The organism is Brevundimonas sp. GW821-FHT09G01, assembly GCF_059416065.1.
In genome coordinates, this window is the sequence record NZ_JBWKOL010000002.1 from 338,171 (window position 1) to 359,063 (window position 20,893).

Here is a 20,893-nt window from a genome sequence, read left to right on the forward strand (position 1 = left end):
CGGCGGGGAGGTAGTCAAATGAAGCTCATCGGTCGTCGCTCCGTCGCCAGCGCCCTGCGTTGGGTTCTGGGGTTCGTGAACGTGTTCGTGACCTTCGCGGTCGTCTTCACGGCCCTGCTGCTGCTGGCCTCGCTCGTCATGCCGGACTTCGCCGCCGGCTTCATCGACGGCCTGGCGGATGAGGACCCGGGCATGGGGTTGCTCCTTCTCAACGAGCGCGCCACCTTCCTCGCCGCCTTCGTGGCGACGCTCAGCACCTGGTGGATCCTGAACCGCCTGCGCCGGATGTTCCTGGCGGTGAACCACGGCGACGCCTTCGAACGCGCCAATGTCGGGCGGCTGCAAGGAGTCGGCCTCGGCCTGATCGGGGTGCAGATCAGCGCCGCCATCCTCGCCTTCACGGTCCCCAAGGGGATTATCGCCGACCTCGACTATCAGCTCGATCTCGGCGCCTGGCTGGGCATCCTGATCGTCTTCATGCTCGCCGAGGTGTTCCGCCAGGGCGCAGCCATGCGCGACGACCAGCAGATGACGGTCTGAGGGGGAGGCGCAGATGTCCATCGATGTCCAACTGGATCGCCTGCTGCTCGAGCGCCGCATGTCCCTGACCGAGCTCAGCGACCGGGTCGGGGTCACCCTAGCCAACCTGTCGATCCTGAAGACCGGCAAGGCCCGCGCCGTCCGCTTCAGCACCCTGGACGCCCTGTGCCGCGAACTGGACTGCCAGCCCGGCGAACTCCTGGCCCGCAGCGAGGGCCCGCAGCCGACGGAAGACGAAGAGGCCGCGGCCTGAGGCCGTTCCAGCAGGCTTTCGGAAAGCCCGCTTGTCATGATGTAAAAGACGCTTGACTCCATGTTGGCGCGATGTAAAACACCCTTGTCACAACGACAGGGAGCCTTGACATGACCAACCCGCCGGCGCCGACCAAAGCGGCCTGGAGCCCTTCGCGGGGCGAGATCGCGATCTTCCTTCTGGCCATCGTCGTGATCGTTTCGGACATGCCCGAGCCCATCCCCTTCTGGCCGATGGCCTGGGGACAGGCGCCGTCCGTCGGCACGGTCCTGCTGATCACCGCGATCCTTCTCGCCCTGAGCCGGTTCGGTCGCGAGCAATGGGACAAGGCCCAGTGAACGCGCCCCATCCGCTGAAGGCCCTGCGCCTCGAACAGAACCTGACGCAGGCCGAACTGGCCAACCGGTTGGACATCTCGCTCCGGACGCTTCGGGCCATGGAGAACGGCTTCTACGACCCCTCCGTCACCCTGGCCTTCAGGGCGGCGCGAGCGCTGAACCGGCCGGTCGAAGAACTCTTCCACCTCTGATCCCGGGCCCGATCCCTCGGAGCCCATCCCCCTCTTTCACATCAAGGAACAAGACCATGGTCACCAGCATCATCCTGGGGCGCGCCGCCTCCTGCCTGGAACATTTCGCCGCCGGCCTGTGCCTGACGGTCGTCGCCTCGGCCTTCCTCTACGCCGCCGACGCGCAGATCAGCGCCGCCGCCGACACCTCGCCCGCCCCCGTCACGGCGGAGAACTGACATCGCTCATGTAAGGCTGCTGACAGCAACTGGCAGCAGGGTGGCGGTAGAGATGTCCTGGCCGGCGCGCCCCGCCGGCCCGTCCGCCCCGGAGCCCCGTCATGACCTGTCAGTACGATTCACCCCGGGACCGGCTTAACCGGGCGGAAAGGCCGGTCGCATTACACCGATTTATAAATACGGCCACGCTTTGGCCGCGGGGATTCCGCAGAAGGCGGTCACGGATGGTTACGCTATCGCTTCGCCCCCTTGCGGAATGGCTTCGCCGATCCGATCTCGCGACTGTTGCAAATAACAAGAGCGCCCGACGGGCGTCATCGACAATGACTTCTCAGACACTGAATCCCGCCCGCTCGCGGCTGAACGCGAGCTACCGCAACCTGACCCTGTGGACCTTGCAGGGCTGGGTCGCGATGTTCTTCATCGCCGCCGGCTACGCCAAGCTGAGCGAGCCGCTGGCCAACCTGACCGACCTCATGAAGTGGCCGGCCCTGGTGTCGGAGAACTTCACACGCGGCCTCGGCGTCGCCGAGATCGTGCTGGCTGTCCTGCTGCTGGCCCCGCTGGCGTCGTGGAAACACGGCCGCCCGCTGCTGGTCGTCGCCGCCTCGGGCCTGCTGCTGCTGGAAACCGTCATGCTGGTCTTCCACGCGACCGGCATGGACGTCGGCCCGGCGGTCAGCAACCTGATCCTGATCGCCATGACGGCGCCCGTGCTGTGGATGCGGGCCCGCGAGGTTCGCTAGACTCTCAAGGCGACAGGCGGATAGGCAGCAGGGCCGCGGCGGAAACGTCGCGGCCCTTCGCTTTGGCGGCCACGATCCGGCGCCTGCCGCCTCGGCCAAACCTTCCCTTTACGTGCACGTCAAGTTCAGTCTAGAACTTCGGACATGGCGACCGCCGACGACCACCGCACCTATTCGATCCGCCAGCTGTGCCGCGAGTTCAGCGCGACGGCGCGCGCCCTGCGGTTCTACGAGGACAAGGGCCTGCTCAATCCGGCCCGCAAGGGCCAGACGCGCGTCTACGACGCCCGCGACCGCGCCCGCCTGAAACTGATCCTGCGCGGCCGCCGCATCGGCTTCAGCCTGCAGGAGATCCAGTCGATGCTGGATCTGTACGACCGCAAGGATCACAACGCCCACCAGATGGCCGTGGCCCTGCGCCAGCACCGCGCCCAGATCGCCGCGCTGAAGCAACAGCTGGACGACATCGAGGGCGCCATCGAGACGGCCGAAGAGGCCTGCCGGTGGATGGAGGAGAAGCTGGGCGAGTTCCGCCCCGACCTCCTGCCCGGCGCCGAGGAATACGCGACCCTGATGAAGGCTCGCCTGAACATCGACCACCACCACCAGCCCTTCAAAGCGAGAGCCTGACGCATGGCCTACAAAGCCCCCGTCCGTGACCTGACGTTCATCCTGAACGAGGTGCTGGAGATCGACCGCTACACCAACCAGCCCGGCTTCCAGGACGTCTCGTCCGAGCTGGCGCAGCAAATCCTCGAGGAGGCCGCGCGCTTCTCGGACGAGGTCATCGCCCCGATCAACAATCCGGGCGACAAGGAAGGCTGCCACTGGTCCGAAGGCGGCGTCGTCACCACGCCCAAGGGCTGGAAGGAAGCCTATCACCAGATGGTCGAGGCCGGCTGGCCTTCGCTGATGATGGATCCGGCCTACGGCGGCCAGGGCATGCCCTCGGTCATCGGCTCCGCCGTCGGCCAGTTCACCGCCGGCGCCTCGGCGGCCTTCTCGATGTACCCCGGCCTGACGGCCGGCGCCTGGGCGGGCATCCACGCCAACGCCTCGGAAGAGCTGAAGCAGAAATACCTGCCCAAGATGGCCACCGGCGAATGGACCGGCACCATGAACCTGACCGAGCCGCAGTGCGGCACCGACCTGGGCATGGTCCGCACCAAGGCCGTTCCGAACGGCGACGGCAGCTATTCGATCACCGGCCAGAAGATCTGGATTTCGGCGGGCGAGCACGACTTCGCCGACAACATCATCCACACCGTCCTGGCCCGCGTTGAAGGCGCGGTCCCGGGCATCAAGGGCCTGTCCCTGTTCCTGGTGCCCAAATTCCTCGTCAACGAGGACGGTTCTATCGGCGAGCGCAACACGCTGGAATGCGCCGGCCTCGAGCACAAGATGGGCATCCACGGCAACGCGACCGCGGTCATGCAGTACGACGGCGCCAAGGGCTGGCTGATCGGCGAGGAAGGCCGGGGCATGAACAACATGTTCGTGGTCATGAACGAGGCCCGCCTCGGCACCGGCCTGCAGGGCCTGGCCATCGGCACGGCCGCCTACCAGGCCGCCGCCGAGTTCGCCAAGGACCGCCTGCAGGGCCGTTCGCTGACCGGACCGAAGAACCCGGACGGCCCCGCTGACCCGATCATCGTCCACCCGGACGTGCGCCGCATGCTGCTGGAAGCCCGCGCCTTCGTCGAAGGCGGCCAGGCCTTCATCCTGTGGACCGCGCTGCAGTCGGATCTGGAGAAGTCGGAAGACGAGGCCGTCGCCACCAAGGCCAAGGACTACATGGGTCTGCTGACCCCCGTGCTGAAGGCCTATCTGACCGACAAGGGCTTCCACGCCGCCTCGCTGGCCATGCAGGTCCACGGCGGCTCGGGTTACACCGAACACTTCCCCGCCTCCCAGTATCTGCGCGATGCGCGGATCACCATGATCTACGAGGGCACCAACGGCATCCAGGCGCTGGACCTGGTCGGCCGCAAGCTGCCGTCGGCCGGCGGGCGCGCCATCATGAGCTGGTTCGGCGACATCGACGCCTTCGTGGCGGAGCACAACGACGCCGGCGAGACGGTGAAGCCCTTCATCGACGGCCTGGCCGACGCCAAGAAGAAGCTGCAGGACGGCACCATGTGGCTGATGCAGAACGGCATGGCCAACCCGGACAACGCCGGCGCCGGCTCGACCGACTATCTGAACATCTTCGGCATCACCGCCCTGGCCTATGTCTGGGCCCAGATGGCGATCGCCGCCCAGAAGCAGATCGACGCCGGTTCGTCCGACCCGTTCTATGCCGCCAAGCTGCAGACCGGCCGCTACTTCGTCGAGCGCATCCTGCCCGACGCCGCTGGGCACCTGGTCAAGATGAAGACCGGCGCCGACGTGCTGATGGCCATGCCGGCGGACTCGTTCTGAGCACGGATTTGACTGCCGTGGCGTGAGCGCGGCAGCGACGGACTGACAACTCTCCCTCCCCTTCATGGGGAGGGTGGTCGGCGCGCCAGCGACGACCGGGTGGGGAGGGCTCGGCACGACCGCGCCCCACCTCGCCGAGCCGCCCCCACCCGGCCGCTGCGCGGCCACCCTCCCCATGAGGGGAGGGAGAACGTGAGTGATGCCCCCATGAACGTCCTCAACAGCCCCGACCCCGCCTTCATGCAGGAAGAGGAGATCACCCTCTTCTCCGACTCCGTTGGCAAGTGGATCGACGAGCATGCGCCGCTGGAGAAGGTCCAGCAGTGGATCGCCGACTCCTCGGTGCCGCGGCAGCTGTGGAACGACGCCGGGGACGCAGGCCTGCTGGGCCTGTCGATGCCGGAAGAGGACGGCGGCTTCGGCGGCGACTACCGCCACGAAGTCGTGCTGATGCGCCAGCTGGGCTGGAAGGGCGCGGACCACTTCGGCATCTCGCTGCACAATGCGATCGTCATGCCCTACGTCTGGCACTACGGCACGGCCGAGCAGAAGGCGCGCTGGCTGCCCCGCCTGCAGACCGGCGAACTGGTCGGCGCCATCGCCATGACCGAGCCGGGCGCGGGCTCGGACCTGCAGGGCGTGAAGACCACGGCCATCAAGTCGGGCGACCACTACGTCCTGAACGGCTCCAAGACCTTCATCACCAACGGCCAGCTGGCCAACTTCATCATCGTCGTCGCCAAGACCGACCCGGCCGAAGGCGCCAAAGGCACCAGCCTGATCGTCGTCGAGACCGACGGCGCGGAAGGCTTCGAGCGCGGCCGGAACCTGCACAAGATCGGCATGGAGGCCAATGACACCTCCGAGCTGTTCTTCAACGACGTGAAGGTCCCGCTGGAGAACGTCATCGGCGGAACCGAGGGCCAGGGCTTCATCCACCTGATGCAGCAGTTGCCGCAGGAACGGCTGAACATCGCCATCCAGGGCGTCGCCGCCGCCGAGCGCGGGCTCAAGGAGACGCTGGCCTACGTCAAGGAGCGCAAGGCCTTCGGCAAGCGCGTCATCGACTTCCAGAACACCCAGTTCAAACTGGCCGAGGTCAAGACGAAACTGACGGTCGCCAAGGTCTTCGTCGACCACTGCATGGGCCTGCACCTGGACGGCAAGCTCGACGCCGCCACCGCCTCGATGGCCAAATACTGGGTCACCGACATCCAGGGCGAGGTCATCGACGAGATGCTCCAGCTGCACGGCGGCTACGGCTACATGAACGAGTACCCGATCGCCCAGCTGTACAAGGACGCCCGCGTCCAGCGCATCTACGGCGGCACCAACGAGATCATGAAGCTGCTGATCGCGCGGACGCTGTAGGGCCTGAATTGCCGGGCCCCATGACCGCTCATAGCGAACAGGATCTCAAAGAGGCGCTGCGGGCGATCGAGTCGACCCTGTCCAAATGCGAAAAGGCGTTGGTCCGTCTCACCCCCGGCACGGCCCAGCACACCCTGCTCACGCGCAGGATCGCGGCCTTTGCGATCGCCATCGAACTTCTCAGAGAGAAGCTGGGCGAATAACCTGCTGATCCACGGTTGCTTGCCCTCTCCCGGCGGCCGTCGGATATTCGGCCTGGGCGAGTTGCGAGGGGCCATGAAACGTCGTCACACGGCATGCGCGGCTCTCGTCGTCGGCCTGTTGCTGTCACAGGGCGCCGTCGCTGAGGACGCGCGGATCACGCCGAAGCTGTCCACGACCCTGCAGCGGACCTGCCAGGGCGAGGCGACCCGGCTCGTGCTGATGGACCAAGGCCAGGCCGTGGCCGACGCCCAGCCGACGATCGAGCGGCAAACGCGTCGCTTCCGGGCGTCACGCGCGCCGGACGGGTGGGCCTTCGAGCACTCGGTGATCACGCCATCCAACGAGTCGACGCTGCGCTTCGAAACGGCGCCCGATGGAGCCGTGACCACGGCGGACATGTCGGGACCGTCCGTGGACGCCCTGCCGAGAAACCAGATGTACGCCCTCGCGACCGCCACGGCCGAGGACGTTCCCGAGCGGCTGCTCCTCGGTCGGTCTTTCGCGGTCGGCGACAGCTACTATCCGGAGGACCTGCGGCGGAATCTTCTCACCCGGGCCGGCGCGGGCATGGGCCTGCCCTTCGCCGTGAACGGATCGGTCGACATGCGGTACGAGGGCCAGGTCGAATTCGAGGGCCGACGCGCCTGGCGGTTCGCAGGCCGCATCACGGCGAGCGGGTCCGGCGAGGTGTCAGGCGCCGCCATCGCGGTCGACCATGGGACCGAGGCTGTCATTCTGCATGACGCGGAGACGGGACTGGTCCTGAAGTACGACACCCGGGCCGACACCCACATCTCGCGCGATGGGCGGCCCTTCCGTCATTTTCAGAAGACCGACGCCTTCACCTGCGAGATCATTCCGCGGTGAGCCTGGTGTCGGGTATCAAGGCGCCATGACCCGCCTCCACATCCCCCAGCCCCTGTCCCCCGGGGCCGCGCTCGCGCCGACGCTCGACCAGTCGCGCTACCTCACCCAGGTGATGCGGCTGAAGGCCGGGGATGAGCTGCGGGTCTTCAACGGCCTGGACGGCGAGTGGCGCTGCACCATCGCCGAGGTGTTGAAGAAGGGCGCCGTGCTGCGCGCCGAGGAACAGGTGCGCGACCAGATCAATCCGCCCGACATCCACCTGCTGATCGCCACGGTGAAGAAGGCGGCGCTGGAGTTCGCGGTGGAGAAGGCGACCGAGCTGGGCGCCGCGCGGATCCGGCTGGTGACCACCGCCCGGACCCAGCCCCAGCACCTGCGCCTCGACCGGCTGGACGCCATCGCCGAGGAGAGCGCCGAACAGACCGGACGGCTGGACGTGCCGCTGGTGGACGAGCCGTCGAAACTGGATGCGATCCTGGACAGCTGGGACGTCTCCCGCCGGCTGATGTTCTGCGACGAGACCGGCGGGGAGCCGGCGATGAAGGCCCTGCAGGCCGCGGGCGGATCGTCCTGGGCCGTGCTGATCGGGCCGGAGGGCGGCTTCACGCCTGAGGAACGCGACCGGCTGCGGGCCCTGCCCTTCACCACCGCCGTCTCGCTGGGACCGCGCGTGCTGCGGGCCGACACCGCCGCGACCACCGCCCTGACCCTGTGGCAGGCGGCCCTCGGCGACTGGGACCGCTGATCCGACCGGAATTGACGTATCGGCGAGGCAGAATACGGCACGATGGAATCGCACTGTTCGCACTCTTCGCACCCGTTTTTTTTCCGCCACGAGTCCGACGAAACCGCTGTCGGGACCGTTCCAATTCCGCCTGCCCCTTGAGCAAGGGCCGCTTCCCGCCCATCTAGCCGCGACACGAGGGGCTTGAGACATCCATGGCCGACACCGCGCCGCTTTCCCGCGAAGACCTGATCGGGGCCATGTCGAAGGGCGCCAAGCCTCGCGACCAGTGGCGCATCGGCGCCGAGCACGAGAAGTTCGGCTTCGACCGTTCGACCCTGCGCCGCCCGACCTATGAAGGTCCGAACGGCATCAAGGCGATGCTGGACGGCCTGACCCGCTTCGGCTGGGACAAGGTCTATGAGGGCGAGAACGTCATCGCCCTGGAGCGCAAGAACGCCGAGGGTCTGACCGCCTCCATCAGCCTGGAGCCCGGCGGCCAGTTCGAGCTGTCGGGCGCGCCCCTGAAGGACGTGCACGACATCTGCAACGAGACCGGCCAGCACCTGATGGAGGTCAAGCAGGTCGCCGACCAGCTGAACCTCGGCTTCCTCGGGACCGGCTTCGACCCGATGTGGACGCGCGCGGACGTGCCGATCATGCCCAAGGGCCGCTACGGCATCATGCGCGCCTACATGCCCAAGAAGGGGAACCTCGGCCTCGACATGATGCTGCGCACCTGCACCATCCAGTCGAACCTCGACTTCGAGAGCGAAGCCGACATGGTCGCCAAATTCCGCACCGCCCTGGCGCTGCAGCCGATCGCGACCGCCCTGTTCGCCAACTCGCCCTTCACCGAGGGCAAGCCCAACGGCTTCCTGACCGCCCGCGCCAATGTCTGGACCGACACCGATCCCGACCGCACCGGCATGCTGGACTTCGTCTTCCAGGACGGCTTCGGCTTCGAGCGCTACGCCGACTATGCGCTGGACGTGCCGATGTATTTCGCCAAGCGCAACGGCCAGTACATCGATCTGTCGGGCCGCTCGTTCCGGAAATTCATGGACGGCCGGCTGGACGATCTGCCGGGCGAGCTGGCCACGCTCAAGGACTGGAACGACCACCTGACGACGCTCTTCCCCGAGGTGCGGCTGAAGGCCTATCTTGAGATGCGCGGCGCCGATGGCGGGCCGTGGAGCCGCATCTGCGCCCTGCAGGCCCTGTGGGCCGGCGTGTTGTACGACGCCCCGTCGCTGGCCGCCGCCTGGGACCTGGTCAAGGACTGGGACATCGCCGACCACGAACGCCTGCGCCGTGACGTGACCCGGCTGGGCCTCAAGGCCGAGGTCGGCGGCCGCACCGTGCAGGCCGTCGCAAAGGACATGGTCGAGATCGCCCGTCAGGGCCTGAAGAACCGGGCCCGCTTCTCGGGCGGCATGGTCGATGAGCGCGGCTACCTGTCCGAACTGGAAGACATCGCCGCCAGCGGCGTGACGCCCGCCGAACGGCTGCTGGACCTGTACAACGGCGAATGGCAGGGCGACCTGACCCGCCTGTACCGCGACTTCGCCTACTGATGCGCCCGCTCGGCATTGATCACGTGGTGATCCGCACCCGCGACCTGGAGGCGATGATCGCCTTCTATTGCGAGGTGATCGGCTGCACCGTCGAACGCCGCCGCGACGACATCGGCCTGATCCAGCTGCGGGCCGGCGACGCCCTCATCGATCTGGTCCCGGTCGCCGGCGTGCTGGGCGCCAAGGGCGGGGCGGCGCCGGGTCCGGAAGGCCGCAACATGGATCACCTGTGCCTGCGCATCGCCGACTTCCAGATCAAGGCCGTACGGGCCCATCTGAAGTCGCATGGCGTCAAGCTGGGCGACGAAGGCCTGCGGTACGGCTCCACCGGCGAGGCGGTATCGATCTACATCAGCGACCCCGACGGCAACGACCTGGAACTGCGCGGCTGACGCCCCCGCCCGGCGGCCCGCGCATGGCGATTTGACGCGGACCAATGCAATCCGACCTTAACATCACGGCGTTAAGCTTGTTGTTCCGGTTACCCCTGCGGACGTCCCTCGACGATGACCTGCCCTGCCCCCGCCAGAAGCTCCAACGACGACACGGCGCCCGGCGCCGGGGGGCAGGCGGAACTGGCCAACTTCTTCGACGTCTCCCTCGACCTGCTGGTCATCCGCGAGCTCGACGGGCGCCTGGTTCGGGTCAGCCCCTCCTGGCGGGCGGCCATGGGCTATGCACCGGCGGAGCTGCAGGGGACCTATCTGCTGGACCTGGTCCACCCCGACGACCTGCCCGGAACCCGGGACAGCGCCCGCGAGGTCGAGAACCGGCGTCCCGGCGCCCCCGTGGTGGGCCATATCAACCGCTACCGGCACAAGGACGGCCACTACCGCACGCTGGAATGGCGCGCCCAGCGGTCCGGCGACCGCATCTACGGCGTGGCCCGCGACGTCACGGATCGGGTCGCGGCCGAGCAGGCCCTGCTGGACGCCAAGGCGGCGGCCGAGGCCGCGAACCGGGCCAAGTCCGACTTCCTGGCCAATATGAGCCATGAGATCCGCACGCCCCTGAACGGGGTCATCGGCATCGTCGACGCCCTGTCGCGCACCGCGCTGGACGCCGGCCAGACCGAGATGGTCGAGCTGATCCGCAGTTCGGGCGTGACGCTGGAGCGGCTGGTGTCCGACATCCTCGACGTCTCCAAGATCGAGGCGGGCCAGTTGGACCTGGAGTCGCGGCCCTTCGATCTGGACGAGGCCCTGGAGCCCATCGCGGTCATGCAGACCCGGGCCGAGGACAAGGGCCTGGCGTTCCACGTCGAACGCGATCCCGAGGCGCGCGGGATGTTCCGCGGCGACAGCACTCGCATCCGCCAGATCCTCGGCAACCTGCTGTCCAACGCGGTCAAGTTCACCGCCGAGGGCGCGATCACCGTGCGCGTCCAGATGGCGGAGGGCCGGCTGGCGATCTCGGTGGAGGACACCGGCGTCGGCTTCGACGCTCACCACGCCTCGCACCTGTTCGAGCGCTTCAACCAGGCCGACAGCACCATCACGCGCCGCTTCGGCGGCACCGGCCTGGGCCTGTCCATCTGCCGCTCACTGGTCGAGATGATGGACGGCGAGATCGAGGCCCAGTCCGCGCCCGGCGAAGGCAGCCGCTTCCGCTTCGCCCTGCCGCTGGAGCGGGAGCAGAGCCTCGACGACTATGACGCGCGCGACGCCCGCAGCGGAGGGGGCGCCCATCCGCTGACCGAGCGCGCGCTGCGGGTCCTGCTGGCGGAAGACCACCCGACGAACCAGCGCGTTGTCCAGCTGATCCTGGCCAGCCACGGGGCCGAGGTGGTCATCGCCGGGGACGGCGCCCAGGCCGTCGCGGCGTTCGAGGACGACGACTTCGACGTGGTCCTGATGGACATGCAGATGCCGGTGATGGACGGACTGACGGCGACCCGCGCCATCCGCGCGCTGGAGGCGGCCTCACCCGGCCGGGGGCGCACCCCGATCGTGATGCTGAGCGCCAACGCCATGATCGAACACCGCCAGGACGCGATGGCCGCCGGCGCCGACAGCCATGTCGCCAAGCCGATCACCGCCGCCAGCCTGCTGGCCGGGATCGAGGCGGTGATCGATTGACGACCGGCGGCTTTCTTAAGCGGCCACGGCCGTGTTGCACTGGGCGATCTCGGCCTGGGTCAGGGCCAGGCCGCCGCGGCTGAAGCCGGAGACGGCGCCGGTGCGGGCCACGAACCGGCGGCACTCGCGCATCAGCGGCTGGGCCGCGCCGCCGCCCCGGCCGACGCAGGCGCCGTCCGGACCGCAGGCCCAGTTGCGGCCGTCGAGGTTCAGCCGGATCTCGCGCGGCTGGACCAGGGTGGCCGAAGCGCCGGTGGGAGCCGGCGCAGGTTGAACGGCCAGAAGGGCCGCCGTCATCAGGGACATGAGAAGCATGGCGCTTCCTCCTCGGAGGGGGTGGTCAGAACGACCGGGATCGGATAAAAGTGACCGGTCGTACACCCATAAGTGACCGATCGGTCACTTTGAGTCAACAGGATTTCCGCTGATGCCGCCCAAGGGCGAGTCCACCCATGCCCGGCTGATCGACGAGGCGATGGCCCAGGTCACCGTGCGTGGGCTGGCGGCGGTCAGCCTGGCCGACGTCGCCGGCGCGGCGGGGGTGTCCAAGAGCGCCGTGCTCAAGCATTTCCAGTCCAAGGAGGCGCTGCAGGCCGAGGTGGTCGACGCCATGATCGCCCGCTTCACCGCCGCCGTCTGGGCCCCGGCCGAGCCGCTGGCGCAGGGCCGTGAGCGGCTGGACCGCATCTTCCAGGGCGAGCTGGACTGGATCGACGGCGAGGACCGGCCGGGCGGCTGCCCGCTGAAGGCGGCGGCCATCGAACTGGACGATCAGCCGGGCCCTCTGCGCGACACCCTGAAGGACAGCCAGATCCTGTGGGCGAAGACGCTGAAGCGCGAGTTCCGGACCTTGAAGCCCGACGCCGACAGCGTCGCGCTCGAGATCCTGGTGTTCCAGTTCAAGGGCATCGTGCTGGCCTACGGGCATTCGCGCCGCCTGCTGGACGACGATACGGCCCGCGCGCAGGCGACGGCGGCCTATCGGGCGCTTGTGGGATCGGCGGTCTGATCCTAGGTCCTTGGACGACAGGGAGAGGACACCATGACAGGCACCATTCGGGTCGGCATCGGCGGCTGGACCTTCGAGCCGTGGCGCGGCGTCTTCTATCCCGACAAACTCAGCCAGAAGAAGGAGCTGGAGTACGCCTCCAGCAAGCTGAGCTCGATCGAGATCAACGGCACCTACTACTCCGGCTTCAAGCCCGAGACCTGGATGAAGTGGCGCGACGAGACGCCGGACGACTTCGTCTTCGCGGTGAAGGCCAGCCGGTTCTGCACCAATCGAAAGGTGCTGTCGGAAGGCAATGAGAGCTTCGAGCGGTTCCTGGACCAGGGTCTGACCGCGCTGGGCGACAAGCTGGGGCCGATCAACTGGCAGTTCATGGCCACCAAGAAGTTCGACCCGGTCGACTTCGAGGGCTTCCTGAAGCTGCTGCCCAAGGAGAAGGACGGCATCCGGCTGCGTCACGCGCTGGAGGTCCGCAGCCCGACCTTCGACACCCAGCAGTTCTACGATCTGGCGGCCAAATACGGCGCGGCCATCGTCTACGCCGAGGACGACGAGGCGCCGGAATGGCCCAGGATCGACCTGCCGACCGCCGACTTCACCTATGCGCGCCTGATGTCGAGCAGGCCGGACGAGCCGACCGGCATGACCTCGGCCGAACTGGACGGGATCGCGGCCCGGGCGAAGGACTGGGCCAAGCGCGGCGACGTGTTCGCCTACTTCATCGCCGGGGCGAAAGTGCGCAATCCGGCGGCGGCGCAGGCCCTGATCGCCAAGCTCGGGTGACGCGCCGACGATAAAGCTGCGTAACGGCGTCTTTCCGCGCAACGGCGCGCGGGCTAAAGCGTATCCATACGGCAGGCGGTCCGCGTCAGAGACCGCCGCTCAAGGGAAAAGGAAGCGCATATGGCACGCGTCGCACTGGTCACGGGCGGAACCCGCGGTATCGGCAAAGCCATCGTGCAGCGGCTGAAGGAGGACGGCATGGCCGTCGCCGCCGGCTATTCGGGCAATACCGAAGCCGCCGAGGCCACGGCCCGCGAGCTGGGCGTGATGGTGGTGAAAGGCAATGTCGGCTCCTATGACGACTGCGCCCGCGCCGTCGCCGAGGTCGAGGCCGAGCTGGGCCCCGTCGACGTGCTGATCAACAACGCCGGCATCACCCGCGACGGCTTCTTCCACAAGATGAGTGCCGACCAGTGGTCGGACGTCATCCGCGTGAACATGGACAGCGTCTTCAACATGACGCGCCACGTGATCAACGGCATGCGCGACCGGGGCCACGGCCGAATCGTCAACATCTCCTCGATCAACGGCCAGAAGGGCCAGATCGGCCAGACCAACTATTCCGCCGCCAAGGCCGGGATGATCGGCTTCACCAAGGCGCTGGCGCTGGAGAACGCGCGCAAGGGCGTGACCGTGAACTGCATCGCCCCAGGCTACATCGACACCGAGATGGTGGGCGCGATGGACGAGAAGGTCCTGGCCGGAATCATCGCCCAAATCCCGGTCGGAAGGCTCGGAAAAGGCGAGGAAATCGCCGACATGGTGTCCTGGCTGGCCGGTGAACGTGCCGGATATGTCACAGGCTGCACCCTGTCGCTGAACGGCGGTCAGTATCTGGTCGGCTGATCCGATCCCTGCCCAAAATCCGCCGCGTGACGACTGCACCAAGTCAGCCATGGAGTTGACGGCAAGGGTCAGAATGGCGCGCGGGCCGCTTCCGACCGTGATGGCGCTTGCCATCGCGGCGGCGGCGTTGCTGTCCGCTGCATTCACCGCGCCCCAGGTCTTCGCCCAGGAACGCGGCAACGCCCAGGCCGAGCAGAGCCAGGCGCTGCGCAGCCGGGGTGGCGCCAATCACGCGCCACCGCCCGTCGGACGATACATATCGGAATCGGGCGAGGCCTTCACCCTGGACCGGTCGGGGCAACGCCCCCTGCTACGCTTCGATCGCCGCGACGAGACCTGGGTGCTGCGCCCCACCGCCGCGCCGCGCGGGGACGTCATCTACCGCAACGACGCCGGCCAGCAGATCCTGCGCTTGACGCCCGGCGGCGGCATGACGGTCTTCACCAGCCGCGCGCCGGGCGGGTCGCCCGTCTCGCTGACGGGACCGGGTGAAGCGCTGACCCAGCCGTCGCTGGGGCCGGCGCAGCTGTTCCAGCTGATGACGCGCCGCAGCGCCATGATGAGCCAGACCATGGGTCGGCTGATCGAGATCAATGTCGACACCGATGCGGACGCCGAAGGCCTGACCGTCGAAGCCCTGATCCTGTCGACCGACGCGGTGCTGCGCATCGCCCGCTCGCCGACGGGCCGGTCGTCGCTGAACCAGTTGCGCCGCATCGTCATCGTTCAGGGCGGCAGCACGGCGGTCACCTATGTGCGGGGCGAACTGCGCATCGTGGTCGCCCCGACGCAGGGCGTCGCGGGGCGTCCATCGTCCGCGCGGGTGATCCGCGCCTTCCTGCCGCAGGACCCGACGCCTAACCGGTAAAGCCGTCCTTGGCCGCGCGCCGGGCGGCGAAGTCTGCGGCGTCCGTCGCCCGCAGGAACGGATTGAAGGCCTTCTCCGAACCGATGGTCGTGGGCACGGTGGGCTGGCCCCGCTCGCGCATCGCCATGATCTCGGCGGCGCGCGCCCGCATCTCGGGCCGGTCGTCGAGGCTGAGGGCGAAGCGCGCGTTGGCGGCGGTGTACTCATGCGCGCACCAGACTGTCGTCTCGTCCGGCCAGGCGGCCAGCGTCCGCAGGCTGTCCCACATCTGGTCCGGCGTGCCCTCGAACAGGCGGCCGCAGCCGAGAGTGAACAGGACGTCGCCGACGAAGGCCTGACCGTCCGACGGCGCGCGATAGACGATGTGGCCGAGCGTGTGCCCCGGCGCGTCCGACACCTCCAGCACCGTCTCGCCCAGCATCACCGTATCGCCGCCGCGCACCACGCGATCCAGCGGCGCGGCCTTGCGCACCTCCTCCGGGCCGACGATCTCGCAGCCGGTCTCGGCCTGCAGGGCGGCGTTGCCCTGGGTGTGGTCGGGGTGCCAGTGGGTGTTCAGGATCAGGTCCAGCCGCCCCCAACCCGACCGCTCCAGCTCCGCCAGTATGGCCGTCGCGTCGGGCGTATCGACCGTCGCGACGGTTCCGGTCGCCGTGTCGCGGACCAGGAAGCCGTAGTTGTCGTTCAGGCAGGGGAAGAGGCGGATTTCGAGGGTCATGACGGCATTCTGGCAGCCGCTCCCCGGCGGGTCTATGCTGGCCCCATGCGGCGCAGCATCGAGGACCTGAGGATTTTCTACGGCGAGCCCGCGGGCGCGCTGGCCCGCCGACTGCTGGCCCGCCGGCTCGAGGACGCGTGGGGCGAGGCCAGCAACTGCGACGTGCTGGGCCTGGGCTATGCGACACCGTGGCTGGAGGCCTTCATCGGCGCACGCCGGGTGGTCGCCGCCATGCCGGGCGGTCAGGGCGTTGAGCTGTGGCCGCAGGCGGGCAAGAACCGCACCGTGCTGGTCGAAGACCGCCGCCTGCCCTTCGCCGCCGGATCATTCGACCGCATCCTGATGGTTCATGCGCTGGAAGAGGCCGAGGACGCCCAGGCGCTCATGCTGGAGGCGGTGCGGGCGCTGGCGCCGGCGGGCCGGGTCATCCTGGTGGCGGCGGCGCGCGGCGGCCTCTGGGCGCGGTCCGAGAACACCCCCTTCGGCCACGGACGGCCCTTCACCCGTCGCCAGCTGGAACGGCTGGTGCGCGAGGCCGGGCTGGAGCCGACGGCCTGGTCCCAGACCCTGTATGTGCCGCCGTGGGGTCCGCTGCTGCCGCTGGCCGACGGGCTGGAACAGATCGGCAAGCATGTGCTGCCCGGAGCCGCCGGCGTCATCCTGCTGGAGGCCACCCGCCAGGCCTACGCCAGGGCCCGTCCCGGCGGGGCGGTGGCCACCGTCCCGGTGCGGAACTCCGCACTGCAGCCGCAACCGGCCTCGCGCGCCCGGCGTGATCTGGCCGAATAGGCCGAACACCCGTAAAGGCGGCCCATGCAGCGACTGATCCTGATGCGCCACGCCGAGGCGGAACGGGCGAGCGGCTCCGGCCGTGACCGCGACCGCGACCTGTCGGCGCGTGGCCGAAGCGACGCCGCCCTGATGGGCCGCGCCCTGGCGGCCAGGGGCGTGCGCCCGGATCTGGCGCTGGTCTCCCCCGCCTCCCGCACCCGCCAGACCTGGGCCCTGGTCCACGACGCCATGGGCGATGTCGAGGTGCGCGACGACGAACCGCTCTACAACGGCTCGGCCGATACGCTGCGCCGTCATATCGAGGCGGTCGAGGACGAGGCCGGTTGCCTGCTGGTGGTGGCGCACAATCCGGGCGTTCACCTGCTGGCTGTCGAATATCTGATCGAGAGCGCCGCCTCGCCGTCCGTGCTGGACCGGATGAGCGGCGGCTTCCCGCCGGGGGCCGCGGCCCTGTTCACGGTGGATGTGGCCGGGCGCTGCACCTTCGAAGGCTTCCTGCAGCCGCGGGACATCGCCGAATGAGCGAGATCGCCTACAAGCTGGTCGACCACGCCGAGTGGGAGCTCGCCCGTCTGGACGGCGCCTATGCCGGGTCGGCGGTGGACCTGAAGGACGGCTACATCCACATGTCCAGCGCGGCCCAGCTGGCCGAGACGGCGCGCCGCCACTACGCCGGGCGTGGCGACCTGCTGTTGATCGAGGTGGACCTGGCGGTTCTGGGCGAGGCGCTGAAGTGGGAGGCCTCGCGCGGCGGCGATCTGTTTCCACACCTGTTCGCCCCGCTGCCCGTTTCCGCCGCCCGCGACGAGCGTGGCCTGTCGGTGGATGCGGACGGGATCATGCGATTCGAAGACGGAGCCGTCGGATGGCCCTGACCGACCTCGGCGCGGCCCTGTTGCGCCGCCTGGATCCCGAGATGGCCCACCAGCTGGCGATCAAGGCGCTGCAGGTCACGCCCCTGCCCGCGCCCGGCGCCGACGATCCCGTGCTGCACACCCGTCTGGCCGGGCTGGACCTGCCCAATCCGGTCGGGCTGGCGGCGGGTCTCGACAAGAACGGCGAGGCCCTGCACGGGCTGGCGCGCCTGGGCTTCGGCTTCGTGGAATGCGGCTCGGTCACCCCGCTGGCCCAGCCCGGCAATCCGAAGCCGCGCCTGTTCCGGCTCAGCGAAGACCGGGCGATCATCAACCGGATGGGCTTCAACAACGCCGGGCTGGAGGCCTTCGCGGACCGACTGGCGCACCGCCCGAAGACGGCGGTGATCGGGGCCAACCTCGGCGCCAACAAGGATACCGAGGACAAGGCGGCCGACTATGTCGCCGGTCTGGTCCGGCTGAAGGGTCTGGCCGACTACGTCACCGTCAACGTCTCCTCGCCCAATACGCCGGGCCTGCGCGCCCTGCAGGGCCGAGCAGCGCTGGACGACCTGCTGGGGCGGCTGGCGGCGGCCCGCGGCGATGACCCGACCCCCGTCTTCCTGAAGATCGCGCCCGACCTGACCGCCGACGAGATCGGCATGATCGTCGAGGCCAGCCTGGACCACGGCCTGGACGCCCTGATCGTCTCCAACACCACGCTGGACCGCCCCGACAGCCTGCGCTCGCCCGACAAGGACGAGGCCGGCGGCCTGTCGGGCGCCCCGCTGCGGGCGCGGGCGCTGGACGCGCTTCGCGCCGCCGCCGACGCCTCCGCCGGTAAGCTGCCCCTGATCGCGGTCGGCGGCATCGATTCCGGGGCCGAGGCCTGGGCCCGGATCCGCGCCGGCGCCTCGGCGATCCAGGTCTATTCCGCCCTGATCTACGAGGGGCCCGGCCTGGTGTCGCGGATCAAGCGCGACCTCGCCGCCCGCCTGCGCGCGGACGGCTTCTCCACCGTCTCGGAGGCCGTTGGAACGGGCCGTTGACGGACCGTTAGGGCAGACGCGTCATGGTGGAAGGAAGGGCGAGTACGCCCATCCTCGGGGAGACGCATGGCGAACACCGGCGCCAGCAACACGACGCCGATGACCGATCCATGGGTCATCGCCATCCGCCAGCGTCGCAAGGCGCTGTTGCAGCGTCTCGGCATGGCCGCCGCCAGCGCCCTGGTCTTCAGTCCCCTGATCGGCTGGAACATCAGCGTCGGATGGGTGCTGGGCTACTTCCTGGTTCAGGGCCTGGACCTGTGGGCCTTCGCCCCGATCATCGGCGGCCGCGCCCAGAAGCTGACCGGCTTCCGCGCCTTGGCCGGCGATCTTCTGCTGTTCGTCAACGCGGGCTATTTCGGCAGCCTGTCCGTCCCGCTGTGGCTGATCGGCGGTCCGATGGGCGGGGTCTGCGCGGCCATGCTGCTGTCGGCGGGCGCCATCTATTCGATGATCAATGCGCCGCGTTCCATGCGCGTGCTGATCCTGACGGTCACGCCGCAGTTCCTGTACCTGACCTCCATCCCCGTGTTCATGGCCCTGTTCGGCGGCTCGACCGGCTTCGTGACCGCCGCGGCCATCGCCGTGGGCGTCTTCATCACCTACTGCCTGTCGACCTGGCAGCGGATGAACGAGGCGCGCACCGCCGAGAGCGCCGCCCGGATCGAGGCCGAGCAGAAGCGTATCGACGCCGAGCGCATCATGGACGGCCGCAGCGCCTTCCTGGCGACGGTCGGCCACGACCTGCGCACCCCCATCAGCGCCATCCTGACCGGCGCGGCAGAGCTGGAACGGGGGGCCAACGACGGCTCCGCGCGCGCTCAGGCCCGCCTGATCAGCGACGCCGGTTTCATGATGAAGGCCCTGCTGGACGATCTGCTGGATCACGCCAAGCTCGAGGCCGGCCATATGACCGTCGACGCGGTCGATTTCGACCTGCGTGAACTGCTCAACCAGACCGTCCGCCTGTGGCGCGGACCGATGCGGGCCAAGGGCCTGAAGTTCCGCGTCGAGGGCGCGGCCACCATGCCCGCCTCGGTGCGCGGCGACCCGATGCGCCTGCGGCAGGTGCTGAACAACCTGATCTCCAACGCCATCAAGTTTACCGACAAGGGCGCGATCACCCTGCGCCTGAACGGCTGGACCGAGGAGCCCGGCGGCTACGCCGTCCTGATCGAGGTGGTCGACACCGGCCCGGGCATGACCGCCGCGCAGGTGGCCCGCCTGTTCACCCCCTTCGACCAGACCATGGACGGGGTCAGCGCGCGTCACGGCGGCACCGGCCTGGGCCTGTCTATCAGCCGGCAGCTGGCGGACCTGATGGACGGCCGTCTGACCGCCCGCAGCCGCCCTGGCGAGGGCGCCCGCTTCACTCTGGCCCTGCGCCTGGCGCCGGGAGAGATGACCGAGGCGGTCACGCCCGGCCTGGATCAGGAGAGCCGCGACGCCGTCGCCCGCGTCCTGTCGAACCGGCAGGGCCCTGCCGCCCCCGCCGTCGCGCCCCGCCCCCTGGAGACGGCTCGCCCCGCTCCGGCTCCCGTCGCCGCCGAGGCCGCACCCGAACCGATCGCGGACGAGGCCTATGACGACGAGGACGAAGGCCGTCCGATGCGGGTGCTGGTGGTCGACGACCACGACATCAACCGCCGCGCCATCCAGCTGATCCTGCAGCCGCTGGGCTGCGACATCGCCACCGCCGCCGACGGCATGGCGGCGCTGAAGATCTGCGAACACACCGCCTTCGACCTGATCTTCATGGACGTGCGGATGCCGGAGCTGGATGGGCGCGAGACGACGAAGCGCATCCGCGCCGGAAACGGCCCGAACGCGGGCGTGCCGATCATCGCGGTGACCGCCGATACCTCGCCCGAGGACATCGCCGCCTGCACCGCCGCCGGCATGACCTATTTCGTGCCCAAGCCGATCACGCCGCCGATGCTGCTGGGCGCCATCACCCATGTGATGACGGATCAGGGCGAAGCGGACGATATCGAGACGGCCGCCGCCTGATCGCGCACGGCCGCCAGCAGGCGGTCGGGACAGTCCGGCGCCTTCATCGCACATTCCCAGACGGTGACGACCCGCCAGCCCAGCGCCAGCAGCGCCTCCGCGTTGGCGGCGTCGCGGGCGCGGTTGCGGTCGATCTTGGCGATCCAGTAGGCGGCGTTGGCCTTGGGCTGTCTGGACCCGCGCGGGCATTCATGGCCGTGCCAGAAACAGCCGTGGACGAAGACGACTGTCCGCCGCCCCTTCATGACCACGTCCGGCCGCCCCGGCAGGCCGGCGCCGCCCAGCCGATAGCCGATCCCGGCCGTGCGCAGGCAGGATGCGGCGCACGGCCAGTTCAGGCGTGGTGTCCTTGCCCTTCACGCGGCGCATCACGGCGCTGCGCTTTTCCGGGGTGAAGACGTCGGTTGAACCCATCGGTCGCGAGGCCCTCAAGTAG

General features: G+C 68.8%; 28 protein-coding genes. 24 read left to right on the forward strand and 4 right to left on the reverse strand.

Translation table 11 applies throughout. From position 1 onward, the window contains the following. Nucleotides 1-18: 18 nt before the first annotated feature. The 15 genes from AC07NB_RS06485 to AC07NB_RS06555 all read left to right on the forward strand — a co-directional run bounded on the left by AC07NB_RS06485 (nt 19) and on the right by AC07NB_RS06555 (nt 11,528). On the forward strand, nt 19-540 hold the full coding sequence (locus AC07NB_RS06485; protein WP_494571792.1) for a DUF2975 domain-containing protein: 522 nt from the start codon (nt 19-21) through the stop codon (nt 538-540). A 13-nt stretch (nt 541-553) separates the two neighbouring features. After that, nucleotides 554-793 carry a helix-turn-helix domain-containing protein gene (locus tag AC07NB_RS06490; protein ID WP_492313987.1) on the forward strand — a complete coding sequence of 80 codons (240 nt, stop codon included), beginning with the start codon at nt 554-556 and terminating at the stop codon, nt 791-793. A 110-nt stretch (nt 794-903) separates the two neighbouring features. Beyond that, on the forward strand, nt 904-1,131 hold the full coding sequence (locus tag AC07NB_RS06495) for a hypothetical protein (protein WP_494571793.1): 228 nt from the start codon (nt 904-906) through the stop codon (nt 1,129-1,131). Then, the gene (locus tag AC07NB_RS06500) at nt 1,128-1,322 is read left to right on the forward strand and encodes a helix-turn-helix transcriptional regulator (RefSeq protein WP_494571794.1); all 195 of its coding nucleotides are present in this window, start codon (nt 1,128-1,130) and stop codon (nt 1,320-1,322) included. Before AC07NB_RS06495 ends, AC07NB_RS06500 begins: the two co-directional genes overlap by 4 nt. A gap of 56 nt (nt 1,323-1,378) precedes the next feature. Continuing rightward, nucleotides 1,379-1,540 carry a hypothetical protein gene (locus AC07NB_RS06505; RefSeq protein WP_494571795.1) on the forward strand — a complete coding sequence of 54 codons (162 nt, stop codon included), beginning with the start codon at nt 1,379-1,381 and terminating at the stop codon, nt 1,538-1,540. Between the two features lie 323 nt (nt 1,541-1,863). Further along, on the forward strand, nt 1,864-2,286 hold the full coding sequence (locus AC07NB_RS06510) for a DoxX family protein (RefSeq protein ID WP_492313991.1): 423 nt from the start codon (nt 1,864-1,866) through the stop codon (nt 2,284-2,286). A gap of 144 nt (nt 2,287-2,430) precedes the next feature. Further along, nucleotides 2,431-2,916 (forward strand): MerR family transcriptional regulator, encoded by a 486-nt coding sequence (locus AC07NB_RS06515; protein WP_492313992.1) that lies wholly within the window; start codon nt 2,431-2,433, stop codon nt 2,914-2,916. 3 nt (nt 2,917-2,919) lie between these two features. Continuing rightward, nucleotides 2,920-4,707 carry an acyl-CoA dehydrogenase C-terminal domain-containing protein gene (locus tag AC07NB_RS06520; RefSeq protein WP_494571796.1) on the forward strand — a complete coding sequence of 596 codons (1,788 nt, stop codon included), beginning with the start codon at nt 2,920-2,922 and terminating at the stop codon, nt 4,705-4,707. Between the two features lie 207 nt (nt 4,708-4,914). After that, entirely contained in the window at nt 4,915-6,078 is a 1,164-nt protein-coding gene (locus AC07NB_RS06525) for an acyl-CoA dehydrogenase family protein (RefSeq protein WP_494571899.1), read from the forward strand. A gap of 20 nt (nt 6,079-6,098) precedes the next feature. Further along, nucleotides 6,099-6,281, forward strand: a complete 183-nt coding sequence (locus tag AC07NB_RS06530; RefSeq protein ID WP_494571797.1) for a hypothetical protein — start codon at nt 6,099-6,101, stop codon at nt 6,279-6,281. A 73-nt stretch (nt 6,282-6,354) separates the two neighbouring features. Further along, on the forward strand, nt 6,355-7,149 hold the full coding sequence (locus tag AC07NB_RS06535; RefSeq protein ID WP_492313996.1) for a hypothetical protein: 795 nt from the start codon (nt 6,355-6,357) through the stop codon (nt 7,147-7,149). Between the two features lie 25 nt (nt 7,150-7,174). After that, complete coding sequence (locus AC07NB_RS06540; RefSeq protein WP_494571798.1) at nt 7,175-7,894, forward strand: 16S rRNA (uracil(1498)-N(3))-methyltransferase; 720 nt, start codon at nt 7,175-7,177, stop codon at nt 7,892-7,894. 194 nt (nt 7,895-8,088) lie between these two features. Continuing rightward, complete coding sequence (locus AC07NB_RS06545) at nt 8,089-9,450, forward strand: glutamate--cysteine ligase (protein ID WP_494571799.1); 1,362 nt, start codon at nt 8,089-8,091, stop codon at nt 9,448-9,450. Further along, the gene (locus AC07NB_RS06550) at nt 9,450-9,842 is read left to right on the forward strand and encodes a VOC family protein (protein WP_494571800.1); all 393 of its coding nucleotides are present in this window, start codon (nt 9,450-9,452) and stop codon (nt 9,840-9,842) included. The genes AC07NB_RS06545 and AC07NB_RS06550 overlap by 1 nt, the downstream gene beginning before the upstream one ends. Nucleotides 9,843-9,956: 114 nt before the next feature. Then, the gene (locus tag AC07NB_RS06555; RefSeq protein ID WP_494571801.1) at nt 9,957-11,528 is read left to right on the forward strand and encodes an ATP-binding protein; all 1,572 of its coding nucleotides are present in this window, start codon (nt 9,957-9,959) and stop codon (nt 11,526-11,528) included. Nucleotides 11,529-11,543: 15 nt separating this feature from the next. Here the strand turns inward: AC07NB_RS06555 and AC07NB_RS06560 are convergent, their stop codons facing one another. Beyond that, nucleotides 11,544-11,843: a CC_3452 family protein gene (locus AC07NB_RS06560; protein ID WP_291833337.1), complete on the reverse strand. Its 300-nt coding sequence runs from the start codon at nt 11,841-11,843 to the stop codon at nt 11,544-11,546. A 112-nt stretch (nt 11,844-11,955) separates the two neighbouring features. Between AC07NB_RS06560 and AC07NB_RS06565 the strand changes: the two genes are divergently transcribed. From AC07NB_RS06565 to AC07NB_RS06580, 4 genes are all read left to right on the forward strand, one after another. After that, nucleotides 11,956-12,537: a TetR/AcrR family transcriptional regulator gene (locus AC07NB_RS06565; protein ID WP_291833334.1), complete on the forward strand. Its 582-nt coding sequence runs from the start codon at nt 11,956-11,958 to the stop codon at nt 12,535-12,537. A gap of 33 nt (nt 12,538-12,570) precedes the next feature. Then, the gene (locus AC07NB_RS06570) at nt 12,571-13,320 is read left to right on the forward strand and encodes a DUF72 domain-containing protein (RefSeq protein ID WP_291833331.1); all 750 of its coding nucleotides are present in this window, start codon (nt 12,571-12,573) and stop codon (nt 13,318-13,320) included. Nucleotides 13,321-13,440: 120 nt separating this feature from the next. Continuing rightward, nucleotides 13,441-14,166: an acetoacetyl-CoA reductase gene (gene phbB, locus AC07NB_RS06575; protein ID WP_291833328.1), complete on the forward strand. Its 726-nt coding sequence runs from the start codon at nt 13,441-13,443 to the stop codon at nt 14,164-14,166. A gap of 100 nt (nt 14,167-14,266) precedes the next feature. After that, complete coding sequence (locus AC07NB_RS06580) at nt 14,267-15,034, forward strand: DUF4908 domain-containing protein (RefSeq protein WP_492314003.1); 768 nt, start codon at nt 14,267-14,269, stop codon at nt 15,032-15,034. On the opposite strand, the gene gloB is transcribed toward AC07NB_RS06580, so the two are convergent. Next, entirely contained in the window at nt 15,024-15,752 is a 729-nt protein-coding gene (gene gloB / locus AC07NB_RS06585; RefSeq protein WP_494571802.1) for a hydroxyacylglutathione hydrolase, read from the reverse strand. The two genes, AC07NB_RS06580 and gloB, sit on opposite strands and share 11 nt — an antisense overlap. Before the next feature lie 45 nt (nt 15,753-15,797). On the opposite strand from gloB, the gene AC07NB_RS06590 reads away from it, so the two are divergent. From AC07NB_RS06590 to AC07NB_RS06610, 5 genes are all read left to right on the forward strand, one after another. Then, nucleotides 15,798-16,541 carry a class I SAM-dependent methyltransferase gene (locus tag AC07NB_RS06590; protein ID WP_492314005.1) on the forward strand — a complete coding sequence of 248 codons (744 nt, stop codon included), beginning with the start codon at nt 15,798-15,800 and terminating at the stop codon, nt 16,539-16,541. A 24-nt stretch (nt 16,542-16,565) separates the two neighbouring features. Beyond that, entirely contained in the window at nt 16,566-17,066 is a 501-nt protein-coding gene (locus AC07NB_RS06595) for a SixA phosphatase family protein (RefSeq protein WP_492314006.1), read from the forward strand. Further along, nucleotides 17,063-17,419 (forward strand): DUF952 domain-containing protein, encoded by a 357-nt coding sequence (locus tag AC07NB_RS06600; protein ID WP_291833313.1) that lies wholly within the window; start codon nt 17,063-17,065, stop codon nt 17,417-17,419. Before AC07NB_RS06595 ends, AC07NB_RS06600 begins: the two co-directional genes overlap by 4 nt. Next, nucleotides 17,410-18,447 (forward strand): quinone-dependent dihydroorotate dehydrogenase, encoded by a 1,038-nt coding sequence (locus AC07NB_RS06605; RefSeq protein ID WP_494571803.1) that lies wholly within the window; start codon nt 17,410-17,412, stop codon nt 18,445-18,447. The genes AC07NB_RS06600 and AC07NB_RS06605 overlap by 10 nt, the downstream gene beginning before the upstream one ends. A 66-nt stretch (nt 18,448-18,513) precedes the next feature. Beyond that, nucleotides 18,514-20,457 carry an ATP-binding protein gene (locus tag AC07NB_RS06610; RefSeq protein WP_494571804.1) on the forward strand — a complete coding sequence of 648 codons (1,944 nt, stop codon included), beginning with the start codon at nt 18,514-18,516 and terminating at the stop codon, nt 20,455-20,457. On the opposite strand, the gene vsr is transcribed toward AC07NB_RS06610, so the two are convergent. Beyond that, complete coding sequence (gene vsr, locus AC07NB_RS06615) at nt 20,418-20,753, reverse strand: DNA mismatch endonuclease Vsr (protein WP_494571900.1); 336 nt, start codon at nt 20,751-20,753, stop codon at nt 20,418-20,420. The genes AC07NB_RS06610 and vsr overlap by 40 nt on opposite strands. After that, the gene (locus tag AC07NB_RS06620; RefSeq protein ID WP_494571805.1) at nt 20,647-20,871 is read right to left on the reverse strand and encodes a hypothetical protein; all 225 of its coding nucleotides are present in this window, start codon (nt 20,869-20,871) and stop codon (nt 20,647-20,649) included. Before AC07NB_RS06620 ends, vsr begins: the two co-directional genes overlap by 107 nt. Nucleotides 20,872-20,893: the final 22 nt, after the last annotated feature.